The organism is Aestuariirhabdus haliotis, assembly GCF_023509475.1.
Classification (GTDB): domain Bacteria; phylum Pseudomonadota; class Gammaproteobacteria; order Pseudomonadales; family Aestuariirhabdaceae; genus Aestuariirhabdus; species Aestuariirhabdus haliotis.
This window is the reverse complement of the sequence record NZ_JAKSDZ010000067.1, coordinates 1-14,518: the sequence shown is the minus strand read 5'-3', so window position 1 is coordinate 14,518 and position 14,518 is coordinate 1. Positions and strand designations below refer to the sequence as shown.

Annotated in this window: 18 protein-coding genes; 10 read left to right on the top strand and 8 right to left on the bottom strand. The window is 50.4% G+C overall.

The genetic code is table 11. From position 1 onward, the window contains the following. Positions 1-330: 330 nt before the first annotated feature. The 5 genes from MIB40_RS18600 to MIB40_RS18580 all read left to right on the top strand — a co-directional run bounded on the left by MIB40_RS18600 (position 331) and on the right by MIB40_RS18580 (position 4,677). Complete coding sequence (locus MIB40_RS18600; protein WP_249697005.1) at positions 331-1,815, top strand: C69 family dipeptidase; 1,485 nt, start codon at positions 331-333, stop codon at positions 1,813-1,815. Positions 1,816-1,999: 184 nt separating this feature from the next. Continuing rightward, positions 2,000-2,395 (top strand): hypothetical protein, encoded by a 396-nt coding sequence (locus MIB40_RS18595; RefSeq protein WP_249697004.1) that lies wholly within the window; start codon positions 2,000-2,002, stop codon positions 2,393-2,395. 90 nt (positions 2,396-2,485) lie between these two features. Then, complete coding sequence (locus MIB40_RS18590) at positions 2,486-3,454, top strand: DoxX family membrane protein (RefSeq protein WP_249697003.1); 969 nt, start codon at positions 2,486-2,488, stop codon at positions 3,452-3,454. 210 nt (positions 3,455-3,664) lie between these two features. Then, complete coding sequence (locus tag MIB40_RS18585) at positions 3,665-4,228, top strand: DJ-1/PfpI family protein (RefSeq protein WP_249697002.1); 564 nt, start codon at positions 3,665-3,667, stop codon at positions 4,226-4,228. A gap of 44 nt (positions 4,229-4,272) precedes the next feature. Continuing rightward, positions 4,273-4,677: a ribbon-helix-helix domain-containing protein gene (locus tag MIB40_RS18580; protein WP_249697001.1), complete on the top strand. Its 405-nt coding sequence runs from the start codon at positions 4,273-4,275 to the stop codon at positions 4,675-4,677. A 67-nt stretch (positions 4,678-4,744) separates the two neighbouring features. Here the strand turns inward: MIB40_RS18580 and arsB are convergent, their stop codons facing one another. From arsB to MIB40_RS18550, 6 genes are all read right to left on the bottom strand, one after another. Beyond that, on the bottom strand, positions 4,745-5,761 hold the full coding sequence (gene arsB, locus MIB40_RS18575) for an ACR3 family arsenite efflux transporter (protein WP_319941693.1): 1,017 nt from the start codon (positions 5,759-5,761) through the stop codon (positions 4,745-4,747). Positions 5,762-5,781: 20 nt separating this feature from the next. Next, complete coding sequence (locus MIB40_RS18570) at positions 5,782-6,192, bottom strand: arsenate reductase ArsC (RefSeq protein ID WP_249696999.1); 411 nt, start codon at positions 6,190-6,192, stop codon at positions 5,782-5,784. Between the two features lie 2 nt (positions 6,193-6,194). Next, entirely contained in the window at positions 6,195-6,701 is a 507-nt protein-coding gene (locus MIB40_RS18565) for an ArsI/CadI family heavy metal resistance metalloenzyme (RefSeq protein WP_249696998.1), read from the bottom strand. Positions 6,702-6,733: 32 nt separating this feature from the next. Beyond that, on the bottom strand, positions 6,734-7,108 hold the full coding sequence (locus MIB40_RS18560; RefSeq protein ID WP_249696997.1) for an ArsR/SmtB family transcription factor: 375 nt from the start codon (positions 7,106-7,108) through the stop codon (positions 6,734-6,736). A gap of 461 nt (positions 7,109-7,569) precedes the next feature. Then, positions 7,570-8,826, bottom strand: a complete 1,257-nt coding sequence (locus MIB40_RS18555) for a cytochrome P450 (protein ID WP_249696996.1) — start codon at positions 8,824-8,826, stop codon at positions 7,570-7,572. 18 nt (positions 8,827-8,844) lie between these two features. Next, positions 8,845-9,165: a 2Fe-2S iron-sulfur cluster-binding protein gene (locus MIB40_RS18550; RefSeq protein ID WP_249696995.1), complete on the bottom strand. Its 321-nt coding sequence runs from the start codon at positions 9,163-9,165 to the stop codon at positions 8,845-8,847. Between the two features lie 245 nt (positions 9,166-9,410). Between MIB40_RS18550 and MIB40_RS18545 the strand changes: the two genes are divergently transcribed. The 3 genes from MIB40_RS18545 (at position 9,411) to MIB40_RS18535 (ending at position 11,566) form a co-directional block, all read left to right on the top strand. Beyond that, a complete protein-coding gene (locus MIB40_RS18545; RefSeq protein ID WP_249696994.1) occupies positions 9,411-10,472 on the top strand; it encodes an AraC family transcriptional regulator in 1,062 nt (353 codons plus the stop codon). Between the two features lie 72 nt (positions 10,473-10,544). Continuing rightward, complete coding sequence (locus MIB40_RS18540) at positions 10,545-10,949, top strand: GFA family protein (RefSeq protein WP_249696993.1); 405 nt, start codon at positions 10,545-10,547, stop codon at positions 10,947-10,949. Between the two features lie 14 nt (positions 10,950-10,963). Continuing rightward, positions 10,964-11,566, top strand: a complete 603-nt coding sequence (locus MIB40_RS18535; protein ID WP_249696992.1) for a dienelactone hydrolase family protein — start codon at positions 10,964-10,966, stop codon at positions 11,564-11,566. A gap of 17 nt (positions 11,567-11,583) precedes the next feature. On the opposite strand, the gene MIB40_RS18530 is transcribed toward MIB40_RS18535, so the two are convergent. Next, positions 11,584-11,892, bottom strand: coding sequence for a hypothetical protein (locus MIB40_RS18530; RefSeq protein WP_249696991.1), 309 nt, complete (start codon positions 11,890-11,892; stop codon positions 11,584-11,586). A 523-nt stretch (positions 11,893-12,415) separates the two neighbouring features. Between MIB40_RS18530 and MIB40_RS18525 the strand changes: the two genes are divergently transcribed. After that, the gene (locus MIB40_RS18525; protein ID WP_249696990.1) at positions 12,416-12,631 is read left to right on the top strand and encodes a hypothetical protein; all 216 of its coding nucleotides are present in this window, start codon (positions 12,416-12,418) and stop codon (positions 12,629-12,631) included. Between the two features lie 229 nt (positions 12,632-12,860). Here the strand turns inward: MIB40_RS18525 and MIB40_RS18520 are convergent, their stop codons facing one another. After that, a complete protein-coding gene (locus MIB40_RS18520) occupies positions 12,861-13,727 on the bottom strand; it encodes a helix-turn-helix transcriptional regulator (protein ID WP_249696989.1) in 867 nt (288 codons plus the stop codon). 199 nt (positions 13,728-13,926) lie between these two features. On the opposite strand from MIB40_RS18520, the gene MIB40_RS18515 reads away from it, so the two are divergent. Then, positions 13,927-14,244: a hypothetical protein gene (locus MIB40_RS18515; RefSeq protein ID WP_249696988.1), complete on the top strand. Its 318-nt coding sequence runs from the start codon at positions 13,927-13,929 to the stop codon at positions 14,242-14,244. The last annotated feature ends 274 nt before the right edge of the window (positions 14,245-14,518 follow it).

Sequence of the window (14,518 nt, the reverse complement as noted above, 5' to 3'; positions counted from 1 at the left end):
TGTCCAGGTCTCGACATGAACGGCGAGCTTCGCCTTGATAAAAACCATTTTTAGGATCCGCAGAGATCTATCTGAATTAATCAGAGGTGCCTTAACACTTTGGTTTGTTCGGTGTTTTTTCTGATCTTTTATATTTAGAAAAATAATTAAAAAATATTGAATAATTGTTTTTGAGTAAAAACGAAACTGGATTTGCTGACCGGTTTCTACTTTTTTATTGAAAAACGATCAGTTCCTTGACGCTATTTTGTTCAGAGCTAGTCTTGTAAAGCTCATTTCTTCTGAGTTTTCATTTTTTTTTGTCAACGCAATAGGGATAAGGAGATTCTTATGCTGATAAGAAATCGATCGTTTGTTTCTACCTTAATGATATTGTCGTTGCTGTTTTCGCAGCAAGTTTTGGCCTGTACGGGCATTATTGTCGGTAAGGCCGCCTCTGCAACCGGCTCTTACATGATTGCCCGTAATGAGGACTTTCCGGAAAATAACTGGGCCAAGCATATGGTGGTAAGGGTCGCGGCCGAGCATGAAGAGGGTGATCTCTGGCAGTTTGGTAGCGGACTGAGCGTCGCCAAACCCAGTAAAACTCTGCAATACACAGCCATGCCCGACTGGGATGCCAATACCCTGGGGTCCGGGGCTGGTCCTTTTGAGGAAGTGGGTATTAACTCGCTGAATGTTGCTGTGACCGCTACCTACAGCGCGGAAGCCAACGAGAAATCCCAAAAAGCGGATCCCTTTGTTAAACCGGGCATCGATGAATCGGTGATCCCGACCTTACTGTTATCTCAGGCGACCTCGGCGCGTCATGCGGTTGAATTACTGGGTGGCTATGTCGAGAGTATTGGTGCTGCTGAAGCGAATGGGTTGGCGATTTCGGATCAAAAAGAGGCCTGGCTGATGGAGATCGGATCCGGCCATCATTGGATAGCGGTTAAGGTGCCGGATAACCAATATGTTGTGCAAGCGAATGCCCTGCGTATTTATGATATTGATATCACCAACAAAAAAAGGGTATTGCATTCAAAAGGGCTGCTCGAACATGTCAAAAAACATCAGTTACTGGGCGAGGTTAATAGTAAAAGGTTTGATTTTGCGCGTGCTTTCGGTGTTCTGAATGATGATTATAATACGGACCGCATCTGGCTGGCGCAGCATCTGCTTTCTCCCTCGATATATCAGGAGATTCGCCAGGAGCGTTATCCGCTGTTTATGAAGCCGGATAAGAAGCTGACGGTACTCGATATCGCTAATATGCTTCGCGCGGATTACACGGGCACTCCGCTGGAAGGTAAGGCCGAGCGGGTGATTGGCATCGACCGTAATGTAGAGTCCCATATTATTGAAATGCGCCCGGGTATGCCCCCGGAACTGGCTGGTGTTATCTGGCAAAGCATTGGTAATGTCTCGGACAGTATTTTTATTCCGCTCTATGGCTCGATTACTGACACTCCTCGAGCGTATCGTTTGGGCACTAATGAATTTGACTCGGTCAGTGCCTATTGGCGATTTCGCTCGGTGGGAGCCCTGTTGAACAGCAGCGACGGGCAGTACCGAGAAGCGCTTCATGAGCTGAGGGATCAGGCCGAACAACGCCTGGTTGCCAGTCTGCCTTATGTCGATAATGCGATCAAAAAAATGCTCGCGAAGGACCGGGAAATGGCACTGTGGTATATCAATATGCACTCCAACGGCTTTGCTTTGCAGGCGCTTGAGCGGGTGTCAGAAATTCGCAGCAAGCTGATGACTGACATTACCAAAAGCACAGAGAAAGAATACGATCCCGAAGAGTGGAAAAAGATCAGCGAACTGTAATATTTTTCTTGGTGGCTGAAATAAAACCCCGGTCAACAAGGTCTGCATCTGGAATCGGTACAGCTTTAAAATACAGGGATTTTACAATGCAAGGGGCAGCGGGTTTCGATGGTGCGGTTTAAACATCATAGACACAACCTGTGCCTTCGTACCTTGTTGCCGGGGTTGCTCAGGGTTACCTGTCATGGTTAAACCTGTGCAAAGCCTGGCGCTATTTATGGTGCTCTGCATGCAATCTGTTGTGCTGACCAACTTTGCCCTGGTCTTTGAATATATGCCGGCACATGATTCGAAGGACAATCAGGGCCTCCTGATGCGGTTACAGGCTGAGGATATCCCTGATCGCTCGTTATCGTGGATGATTGGTGATGGGGCCGATCTGGCTATTGGGGTTGAGACCGACTCAGACGCCAATGCAGTGCAAGAGAATGCGGCTCCCTGTGTCGATCTGTGTTTACCTGCCGCGTTGATAACGGCTTTTTCTATTAGCGAACGTCTCCATGCGGTGTTCAGGGCGCGTTCACTTTTTGCTATGAAAACCTGGCGTCAAATCTATATACCTCGCCCTCCAATTTACTGATTTTCTTTAACCTATCCAACAAAACTAGCGTTTTTCTTTGAAGACTTAGCTTCGCTACGAGTCTTCCCATGGATATATAAGGAAATTATTGTGAATAAATCTGCATATTTACTCTCTGAAATTCAGGCAGGGATGGCGGCACTGTTTATACGAGTCGGCTTGGGTTTGGTGTTTGTGATCGGAGGAACCTCCAAATTAAGCTTATTACTGGGTTCCTCAACTCATGATGCTATGGTGAGCAACTACATGTCGACCAGTGGTTATATTAATGCGTTGTTCCAGGAGTATCTCTTTACCGGAGCAATCGGAGATCTACTTAGCCCGGCGATTTTTCTGACAGCCTTATCGGCCTTTGAATTGATCAGCGGAATCGCACTGATTCTTGGCTTGTTTGTCAGGCCCCTTAGTCTATTCTACGGCTTTTTATTGTGGACCTTTGTTATTGCGCTACCGACAATGACGGTGCCGGGTATCAGTCTGGAGGCTAAGACCTATACTTCGCCGGCTATTTTTGTACAAATCCGTGACATTGCGCTGTCGGGCTTTATGTTCGTGCTGTACAACCTGGGCTCAGGCACGAAGAGTCTTGATCATCGCTTTCTGCGTCCGCAGATAACTGCCGACTGGAATGCATTGGGATTATTGTTAAGGCTGTCGCTGGCCAGTGTGATGATTGTGGGTGGTTTTTTCGGCGCGTTTGGCAATATTACATCCTTTGCGACTCCTCAGCTGATACTTGCTATCACGGGTATCTTGCTGATTTTTGGCAGCAAGAAAGTGGTACAAGCCAGCAGTGTGGTGGTGATGGGTGTGATGCTCTGGTATATGTTTAGCAAATTCGGCATTGATAAAACCCTGATCAAAAACCTCAATGGTTTTAAGCGTGAATTTGCGCTTTTTGCCAGCGCTGGGGTGCTGTTTTTACTGGGCGGTGGTGAACGCTATACCCTGATGGACCTGTTGCGCAGAAGCAAACTCTATATTCAGCAATTTATTGGTGGTGGGCGTGATGAGGGGACGCTGGACCTGCCTGCTGAAGGGAAATTGAGTGCGGAATAAGGTGCTTCTCTCAGCCTTATAGCTGTCTGTCAGCCAGGGCGTTGTTATGCACAAACGCCCTGGCTCTAATGTGTTCTATGGGTTTTTTCCAATAGCCAGACCGCAGGGTCTGATGTAGTAGTATTCTCTTACCCACCACTTGATGAAATGTGGTGCTATTAGTCGTTCCTATAAAGTCCCGCTAATGATAAGAATCAAGGAGACAATAGAATGGCAAAAGTACTAATGATTACTGGCGATTTTGTCGAAGATTATGAAAATATGGTGCCGTTTCAAGCACTACTGGCCATGGGGCATCAGGTGGATGCGGTTTGTCCCGATAAGAAGTCCGGAGAGGTGATTGCCACGGCCATTCATGATTTTGAAGGCCATCAAACTTACACTGAAAAACCGGGGCATAACTTTACCCTCAACGCCTCCTTTGATGGGGCTTCTGTCGAGGCATACGATGGTTTGTATGTTCCGGGAGGCAGGGCGCCGGAATATCTGCGTCTCAACGCTCAGGTGCTATCGTTGGTGAAAGATTTTTTTGCCGCCAATAAACCCGTGGCTGCTATCTGTCATGGCTTACAGGTACTGACCGCCGCCGGTGTGCTGGAAGGTCGACAAGTTTCAGCGTATCCCGCTTGCCAGCCTGAGGTCGAGCAAGCGGGTGGGCAGTATCAAAGCCTGGAGATGGATCAGGCGATCACCGATGGAAATCTGGTTTCGGCGCCGGCCTGGCCAGCTCATCCGGCGCTGTTACAGCAGTTTCATCAACTGTTGATCCAGTAAACTTGGGCGCTACGTTAAAAAAATAAAACTTCAGGGAGCGCGTGATGTGTGAATTATTTGTCGGTGCCGATCGCACATTGTGGTCGAGCAAAACGCGCTCCTTGCGCATTGATGGTGTAGTGACCTCGGTGCGTCTCGAGCATTTTTTCTGGCAGGTGCTGGAAGAGATCGGCGTCAGGGACGCTATGACGGTGAATCAGCTGATTGCCAGGCTTTATCTGGAATCGATCGATGCCGGTCATGATATGGGCAACTTCAGTTCATTTTTAAGGGTATGTTGCGGACGATACTTGTCGTTGGCTGCGGATGGTTCATTGGTGCGGGAATCCTCGCAGCCTTTGGCCCTTGTGGATAGCAAACGATTGTTGAGCGATGAGCGGAACCAGATTCAACGGCGTAAGGTTGTATTATTAGAGGCGCGGCCGGAAACCCGATGGGATCTGAATTGAGTGATAGCGAATAAGACATTCCTCTGTCCGTATTTTCAGCGCAGGGGAATGTCTGCCACGTAAAGGTTCAGGCAAAGCGTGCGCGGGTATGATTGGCAAAAGCAACCAGCGAGAGCATTACCGGTACTTCCACCAGAACCCCGACCACCGTGGCTAATGCTGCGCCCGAGTGCAGGCCAAACAGACTGATGGCGACAGCCACCGCTAACTCAAAAAAGTTGGATGTACCGATCAAGGCGGCGGGAGCGGCGGTGCTGAAAGGAACTCGCCACAGGTAGGCCCAGCCGTAAGCAATAAAGAAAATGCCGTAGCTCTGGATCAGCAGAGGAATTGCAATCAGAACGATGACCAATGGCTTGTCGATAATGGTTTGAGCCTGGAAGCCAAACAACAAGACGACGGTGGCCAGCAAGCCCATAATGGAGAAGGGTTTGATCTGCGCCGTCAGGCTGGCGATGCGCTCGTGGTGACCGCTACGATCCAGGTGTTTGCGGGTGAAGTAGCCAGCCGCCAGGGGAATGACCACATACAGGATCACCGACAGCAACAAGGTTTCCCAGGGCACCACGATATCAGTGACGCCCAATAGCAGCGCCGCCAGTGGAGCAAAGGCAAACACCATAATAATGTCGTTAATGGACACCTGCACCAGCGTATAGTTGGCATCGCCGCGCACCAGCTGACTCCAGACAAATACCATCGCAGTGCAGGGCGCCACACCCAGCAGAATCATGCCAGCGATGTATTCCCGAGCGGTTTCCGGATCGACCAGGTCGGCGAAAACGTATTCGAAAAACAGTATGCCAATGGCGGCCATGGTAAAGGGTTTGATCAGCCAGTTGACCACCAGGGTGATGCACAGACCTTTGGGTTTTTTGCCCACATCTTTTAATGAGGCGAAATCAACGTTAACCATCATCGGGTAGATCATCACCCAGATAAAGACCGCCACCACCAGATTGACATTGGCGTATTCAAGGCGGGCGATACTCTCAAAAAGTCCGGGTAGGGCGATACCCAGTGATACCCCGGCGACAATACACAGAGCCACCCACAGGGACAGGTAACGCTCGAACAAACCCATGGGGGAGGTATTTTCCGTTGTCATAACAGCTCACTTTCTACGCGATCTTTGAGTAATAGGAAGGCCTCTTCAAAGGCCCTATCGATTTCGGTTTGGGTGCCTGTTGCCTGAGCAGGATCGGGGGTGCTCCAGTGCAGTTTTTCGCAAGGACCAGAAAAGGCCGGGCAGCTTTCGTTGGCGGCCTGGTCGCACACGGTTATCACCAGATCGAAGGTCTGGTCGCTGAAATCGTCCCAGGATTGGCTGCGGGTATCGCCAACATTGATGCCATGCCGTTGTAACACCTGGAGTGATTGCGGGTGTACATAACCGGCCGGACAGCTGCCCGCGCTGACGGCCCGGTAGCGGCCCTGACCCAGGTGGTTAATCAGGGCTTCGGCGATGATAGAGCGGCATGAATTACCGGTACAGAGCACAAGAACCTGTTTCATAGTTAACAGCAGCCCGTTTTTTTCTTGGCAGGGGCACAGCAACTGGAGCCTTTAGACTGTTCGGGTTCCGACTGGGGCGCGCAGCAGGCTTGTGGTTCGGCTCCAGATTGCGATGGTGGGTCCGATGCTTCATCGGCGGTATAGAACTCGGCATCGTCCATGGTTTGATAAGCTTCCCAGGCTATGCCAGAAGGATCTTTGACCCAGGATTTATCAGAGCGGGCATAGCAGCAGACGGTTTCGCCTTCATCAAAGATCGACATATCGGCCTCTTTGATGCGTCCCCGTAGTGTGTCCAGCTCAGGGCCTTGATCGACCTGAATGCCCAGATGATCGACTCCTTGCTTGCCCGAGCGCGTCGATATGGCGAAGTTAACACTGGGATCCTCCAGCATCCATTTGGCGTAATCCGTTTTGGTTTTAACGGGCTGGGCGCCGAACAGGGCGTTATAGAATTCGATACTTCGGTCCAGGTTTTCGACCCCGATATGTATGTGCAGACGCTTCATGATGTTCTCCTTTGATTCTTAATCTGCTGGACTCAGGACTTAGAGCCCACAGCTGTCTGGCAGCAGTTGGCCAGTTCGATGATCGAGCAGCCGGTGGTACTGTCTTCTCGAATGCTGGCAAATTCGGTGCTGCAACAATCTTCCACCATAAAACCGATCAGCTGATGTGTAGCTTCGAAATTAGCACTGTAGATCACCGAACGTCCCTGCTTGCGCGAAGAGACGATGCCGGCATTGGAAAGGTGGTTGAGGTGGAAAGACAGGGTGTTATGCGGTGTACCCAGGCGTTCACTGAGTACGCCGGCGGGCAACCCGTCCGGGCCTGCTTTCACCAGTAGGCGAAACGCTCTCAAGCGGGTTTCCTGAGAGAGCGCATCGAACATGTTGATGGCTTGTTGAATTTTCATATGTCGATAGTAGTCGACATATTAATTTATGTCTATAAAAGTCGACATAAATATTATCGCTATCTAACGCGTTACCTAAGAGGGAGATCAACCTGTAATGTGAAGGAGTGCCTGGCCAGGAAATTGGTGAGGGGAAAGGCGTATTGAAGGGGGTACAAAAGCTTAAGTCACCTCTGATTCATTCAGATAGAGCTATGCGATCCTAAAAATGGCTTTTACCAAGGCGAAGCCTGCCGTTCATGTCGAGACCTGGACAAGGGCTTCAATACCGAGAAAAGCCATTTTTAGGCCCGCCCTACGGGGCTTTCAGGCAAACCCAGACTTGTTGTTACGCCTTTTTGAAAGGTCTCGACCTTACTGCAAAGGCGTGCCGAGATTCTGAATTCGCCTGAAAGCCAGAGTTCATCTGAATTAATCAGAGGTGCCCTAAGCTTCGGTGCCCATAACCCTAAAAGGAGTGGTTACAGAGGGTGCAATCGGACCGGCAAGGTTTTGTAGCCGCGTACTAGGTTGGATTTCACCCGCTCGGGTTCCCCCATTACCTCCACAAAGCGGAAGCGTTGCATGATCTCTTCCCATAGGATGCGTAGTTGCATTTCGGCCAGCCGGTTGCCCATGCAGCGATGAATACCGAAACCAAAAGACAGATGATGGCGGGGATTGGCTCGATCGATAATAAACTGGTCGGCGTTATCGATCGCGCTTTCATCCCGGTTGCCCGACAGATACCACATAACGACTTTGTCACCCTGACGAATCTGTTTGCCCTGAAACTCGATATCTCGAGTGGCGGTTCGGCGCATATGGGCCAGAGGCGTCTGCCAGCGAATAATTTCCGACACCATGCCGGGTATTAAGGCATGATTTGCTCGTAGCTTGTCGTATTCAGCAGGGTTCTGGTTCAGCGCCAATACACCGCCGGTTGCTGAGTTGCGGGTAGTATCGTTGCCGCCGACGATCAACAGTATCAAGTTGCCCATTAACTCCATGGGGCGGTCGACCATATCGGCGGTATTCGGATCTTTCTGTAGCAGGCTGATCAAATCAAAACGACTATTGTTTTGCTGTTCATTTTGAGCCTTTTTTTCATGCCAGAGCCTGGTAAAGGTTTCCAGGCAATCTTGCAGTCCTGCCTGGCGCTCTTCCTGGCTAACGTCACCGCCAGCAATTTCGGGAGATCCTGCCGCGATATCCGACCAGTAGGTGAGTTTGTGGCGCTGCTCGAAGGGGAAATCAAACAGGGTTGCCAGCATCTGTGTGGTGAGGTTGATGGAGACGCGATCGACCCAGTCAAAGGTTTCGCCTACGGGCAGAGTATCCAGAATATCGATCACACGGCTGCGAATAAGGCCTTCCATTTCCGCCAGATTTTTCGGTGCAACCACGGGTTGTGCTGCGCGGCGTTGAACGTCGTGTTTGGGTGGATCCATTGCGATAAACATTTCGAAAGGGGTTTCTTCAAGCAGGTCCCCGATGACGATGGTGGGCTCGGAGGAAAACACCTCATGATTGGTATCGACCGCAACAATGTCCTCGAATCGAGTGATCGACCAGAAGGGGCCAAAGGCGCTTTCAGCCTGATAATGCACCGGATCCTGCTGGCGTAGACGTTCGAAATAGGGCCGCCAGGCGTCCTGCTCGTAGAGCCGTGGATCGCTGACATTGATCTGTTCGATGGGGGTCTCATAAGGGTGGGGTAAGGCTGGAGATTGCGACATAGTGGAAACCTCTGTGAGTTACATCTGGTATTCGGGAAGTCGAACGACCATGCCGTCCATCTGCTCGGTGACGGTCACCTGGCAGCTCAAGCGAGAGTTAGGTTCTCGATCCGGGCGCATAGCCAACATCGATGCTTCCAGCTCACTGGTGTCACCGCTTTGCGGGTGCCATTGCTCGTCGATAAAACAATGGCAGGTGCCACAGGCACAGGCACCGCCGCAATCGGCATCAATACCTGGAATCAGGTGATCGAGAGCGTTTTGCATCAGAGTTTTTCCAGGCACGGCTTCGATACGATGATCCTGGCCGCTGTGTTCTATCAATGTGATGGTCGGCATCACTTTTCTCCTGCTGGCTAAGGTCATTTCAGTGTATGGATTAAATGAAGCTACAGGGTGTCATTTATTGACTTGTGAGGGTCATTTTTTGACATGATGGTGGCGCCAACGGACAATCAGGTTTAAGAATGAGGAAAGCTTTATCGGTTTCAGGCTGAGTGTCTTGTTTGCTCAGTTCAGAATATTCAAGCCATTTACCAGGGCTATATGAGAAGAAACTGAGGTGCCTGAGGTAGCCAATCCATATGGAATCAATGCCGGAATTGGAAGTATCAGAATGCATAACCATTCAAGATCGTTTTTTTATTCCCAGCAGCTATTCACGCATTGTGGCGCGGGAATTAGGTTTGCAAGAACGCTCATTGGGTAAGCTGTTACAGGGAACGGGACTACCCCAGACTGTGCTGCTGCCGGGAGATGAAACCAGGCTCAACGGTGCGCAGCAGTTGCGAGTGCTGGAAAATGCCTGGCGGCTGGGCAATGTGCCAGAGTTTGGTTTGCGATTGGGAAGGCAGCTGCAGCCATCCAGTCACGGCCCGTTGGGCTATTTAGTCCTCAGTAGTCCAGATCTGATCACGGCCTTGAAGGCGCTGCGTGACTTTCTGCCAATCCGGATTCCATTTGCCCAGCTTGAACTGGAGCTGGATGAACGCTGGTTATCCTGTTCGTGCCGATTGAAATTGAATCCGCAACCTGAGGAGCGGCGCTTGATGTTGGAAAGTTTTGCGCTGATTGTGCAATCGGTTGTCGAATCAGTCTTGGGGCGGCGACTGACCGAGGCGCATTTCTGCTTCGATTACGAACGCCCGTCCTATTATCAACTCTACCCGGATTACCTTCATTCAGTTGTTGAGTTCTCGTCCACTGATAACCGAATTGTTTTGCCCGCAGACTTGGCACGCGTCAGTAATGCGGCCGGTGGTGGGGAGTCTTACGCCATGGCGCAGAAACTCTGTCTCAACTTGTTGGATCAGGTACCCGCCAGTCATCTTTCAATGACCAGCCGGGTTAAGAGCCTGCTGTTATCAAAGCCGATGGGGTCGATCACAGAAGAGGGCGTGGCCAAAGCGATGTTTGTTTCCAAACGCACTCTGGCCCGGCGTTTGAAATCGGAAGGAACCGGTTATCGGCAGATCAATGAGGAAATACTGTCCGAACTCGCGGTGCGTCATCTACGCGAAAGCAACTTGTCGGTTGAGGCGATTTCGATGTTGCTGGGGTATCAGGATGTGGCCAATTTTCGGCGTGCTTTCAAACGTTGGTTCCAGCAAACCCCCACTGATTTCCGTAAGGCGGGGCAGGCGTAGATGCCATTTCCCAGGAAATTCTCATGTAAAAGTTTGATATGCTGTCACGGCGTAAACTCACAGGAGGTGAAAATGAACAAGGTAACTGGCGCATGTTTGTGTGGCGCGGTCACTTTTGAGCTGAAAAAAGAGTTTCAGCAATTTCACTTATGCCACTGTAAGCAGTGTCAAAAAATATCGGGTTCGGCTCACGTTTCTAATTTGTTTACCCGGCCCGAGAATATTTGCTGGTTAACGGGGGTTGACCAGGTGAAGCGTTTTGATGTGCCGGGCCGTAGTATTTCCAATGTTTTTTGTCAGGATTGCGGCAGTTCAGTACCCTATGTGTCAGCCAGTGGGAAAGCCTTGATTGTTCCCGCAGGTTCGCTGAATGAAGCGCCTGATATGACGCCCCAGGATAATATCTTCTGGGCAGAGCGCGCCGAATGGTATGACGCCGGTTTATGCTCCGAGCATTTTGACGGTTTCCCCCAATAAAGGCCGGGTTGCGGATGCGAGTTATAGTAGCGACTGATATTTTTGGTCGTACTCCAGCAATTGAAGCTCTGGCTGACACGCTGGCCAGCCAGGCTCTGGTTGAGATCGTTGACCCCTATGATGGTTGCCCCTGCAACTTTAAGAACGAGCAGGAAGCCTATCGGCACTATACCTCGGTTTGTGGTCATGATGCTTATCTGGAGAGAGTGATTGGTGGGATCAATGGATCCCGAGAGCCCTGCGTACTAGTCGGATTTAGTGCCGGGGCGTCAGTATTGTGGCGAGCCATAGCTCAGGGTATCCCAATGCTTGTCGAGCATTGTATCGGGTTCTATCCCGGCCAGATTCGTCACCACCTGGACCTGCAACCCAATTGCCCAACCACTCTGGTTTTTCCCTGTTATGAACAGAGTTTCGATGTTGAACGAGCCGCTCAGGTGCTATCCGCACATGAACAGGTTGTTTGTTACCAGTCAGTGTACAAGCATGGGTTTATGAACCCCGCGTCACTGCATTATTCGGTGGTGGAGGCCAGGCGTTTCGGCGATCTGTTGGAAGATCTCGAAATGCTGGTCGATGTTGCGGCATTTCGCCGGTGTTTGCTGGCTGGGCGCTAGCAGGCTGTTAAGGCAAACTATTCCATGGAAACGCTATCGACGATGCAGCGCTTTTGTGTCGAGTCGTAATCGGCAGTGACTGTGACGAAACGGGCCATCAGGCTCGAAGAGATAATCAGCATCGAAGGAATATTATCCGCCAATATCAACATCCCCTGCTGTTTTGAGTCAGCGCAGCTGGTGGGTACGCCGGCATTCATTTCGAAGTAGATGCCTTCGCTGGCACCGGTGACCTTGATCACGCTGCCTACCAGTGTGCGATCATTGGCATAAGCACTGAGACTGAGCAGTGACGATAGAGCAAACATAATGAGTGATCGAAACATAAGGCGCACCTGTGTGGTTGGAGAATGAATGCCGAGGCCTGGCAGAGGTTTTCCAGGGCAACTCTGCATAATTCGGATAGAACTCTGCGGTGCCTAAAAAGGGTTTTATCAAGGCGAAGCTCGCCGTTCATGTCGAGACCTGGATAAGAGCTTCAATACCGTTAAAAATATTTTTAGGCCCGCCCTGCGGGGCTTTCGGGCGAATCCAGCCTCTTTGTTACGCCTTTTAGAAAGGTCGCGATCTTACTGCAAAGACGCCGCAATTCTGGATTCGCCTGAAAGCCAGAGTTCATCTGAATTAATCAGAGGTGCCCTAGAGTATAGGTGCTCACTCGACGTCGAGTGTCTGGCTGTTAGAGCAATCCCAAGCGAAAGCTGAAAGCCACTTTCCGGGGAAAGAATTGGGAGTTAAGCGATTGCATTGAGTACTTAATGGACAAAAAAGCGACCAGCTCCGGGATAATCCCCCTTTGATCGTCTATTTCGTGTACAATAGCTAGCCAATTTTGCAAGGAGCTCGCTCATGGCAGCCAGACCAAGAACCGCCGCCAATCGTAAAAATCAGCAGGATGCGCTGGAAACCTCTCAATCTATTGCCGACCAAACCCGCGCCTTTTTAGAATCTGGCGGTGAAATCGAAGAGATCAAACAGGGTGTCAGTGGTATGCAGAGTATGGCGGGGAATCGTCATATCACCTTGGGCAACAATCGTCCCAGTGAAAAGCCGAAAGATAAATAGCCTGTATTAGATTAGCGTCGGCTGCCCAGTCGGCCTTAATCGCTTATTTTTTCAAAATGCTGTTTTTGCTGAACTCATAGTCTGCGGTATCTTTCGACGGGTTCAGCAAGCGTTTACCTCTTTACTGATTTCCTGGCATCGTGGGAGCTGGCCATGTTCTTTCGCTTTGCCTCTGCTTGCCCGACACATCTCTTTTTATGCATCGCCCATGCAACTGCGGCTAATAAATTCAATGGAATAAGTAGGGCCGCAATTCATCAATATTGCTGATAATAATCTGTTGTGCTCTTGGGTCGTCGTCCAGACTGTTGGGATCTATTTGCATCTGTTTTAACACGTATTGCACCAGTGCCCCCCGGGTTTTCAGGCTTAACTGGCCTCGGTGCATGCCATAATCCTGAGCGACAACGTTTCGCTGTTCCGGGCTTAGTCTCGAGTCGGGACGGATTTTGATGTGGATTGTCTGGTTCCAGTCATCGTCAGAGTCGATGCCTTGCTCGGCATCGGACAGGATATCGGGGCTGCCACGAAAGCGGCTAAGAACAAAATCTCGATAGTCCCCATGCTTTTCACACCAGGCCCGAACGTGCCAGCGCATGCCGTTATAAACCAGGGTGTGAGGCGCAATGATGCGGCCTTCCCGATTTGGGTCGGAGACGGAAACATAATCCACTTCCAGTCGTTGTTGCTGTCGCGCAGCGCTGATAATGGTGCGCAGTATCTGCGGTTCAATGGTGCGGGAAGGAACGGACAAAACTTCCATATTGGCGGTGTTGATATTGAGTGTTTCGAAGGTGCTGTTGAGATCGCGGTTGCGATTCAACAGGTGCAGGTATTCGTCCGCCGTGCCACTGGTTAGCCGGGGTGTAAACTGTTCGCTGGGCTTGTAGCCTTTGAGCTGTTGATCGTAAACAAGGTTATCGGGGGCGATCTCCTGCCGGTAGACACTGATATCCTTGGAGGCTTGCTGGCGGCCAATGCCAAACGCCCGAGTGAGATGGTTGGTGGTCAAACGGCCCTCCCACAAGGCGACGATCTCAATCAGTCGATAGCGCAATAGCAGGTCCCATCGAAACGGCCAGCTGTTTTTTTTCATTAGTGGGTGCTCATTTTGATTGGAGGGATACTTGAAAGATCAGGCTTGTCCAACAATGGAACGGTTTGGAATCAATGCTTTTTCGGCCCATAGTCGGGTGTTTATTTACCGAAGTAATTGAATATGTTCCTGTTAGCCTAAAATGCTATGGTTATAGTGACTAGGTTTCAATACGTTTACGACTCACAGAGAGGGAACTATGCACACCGATAGCAATCGATTGTTACTGGAATTGGAAAAAGTTCGCCGTGACATCAATCGTGAGGTGATTAATCCGGCCATTAAAGAGCTCTCGCTGGATAGTCTTCAGCCCATATTAAAAATGGTGGCCAGGGCTCGCGCCAGTTATGTTCAGGCTCTCTTTGAGATTGCTGGAGACGAAGGTCTGGATCCCAGCCAGGAACAAATTGCTGACCTGAAGCGTCGACGAGAGACATTTGATGAGCTGGTAGCGGCCACCAATGCTCTGGAAACCATGGTTCAACGCTCCTATCTGGATGTAAAAACCAGCCGATAATCCCCCCCGAATCAACGGATCGTCCAATCGGCTGTTGGCTGGCCATTGCGCTTGCCAACAGCCTATCTGTTTAGCAAACTTTCCTAGCTTTCCCTGTGATTGATTGTCGCCCCTCTGGCTGATTGCCGCTTATTGATGGCCCCGCGACCCCCTCTCTGTAGGCATCTACATCCATCGAATTTCTAGGGCACCTCTGATTAATTCAGATGAACTCTGGCTTTCAGGCGAATCCAGAATCGCGGCACGTCTTTGCAGTAAGGTCCAGACCTTTCAA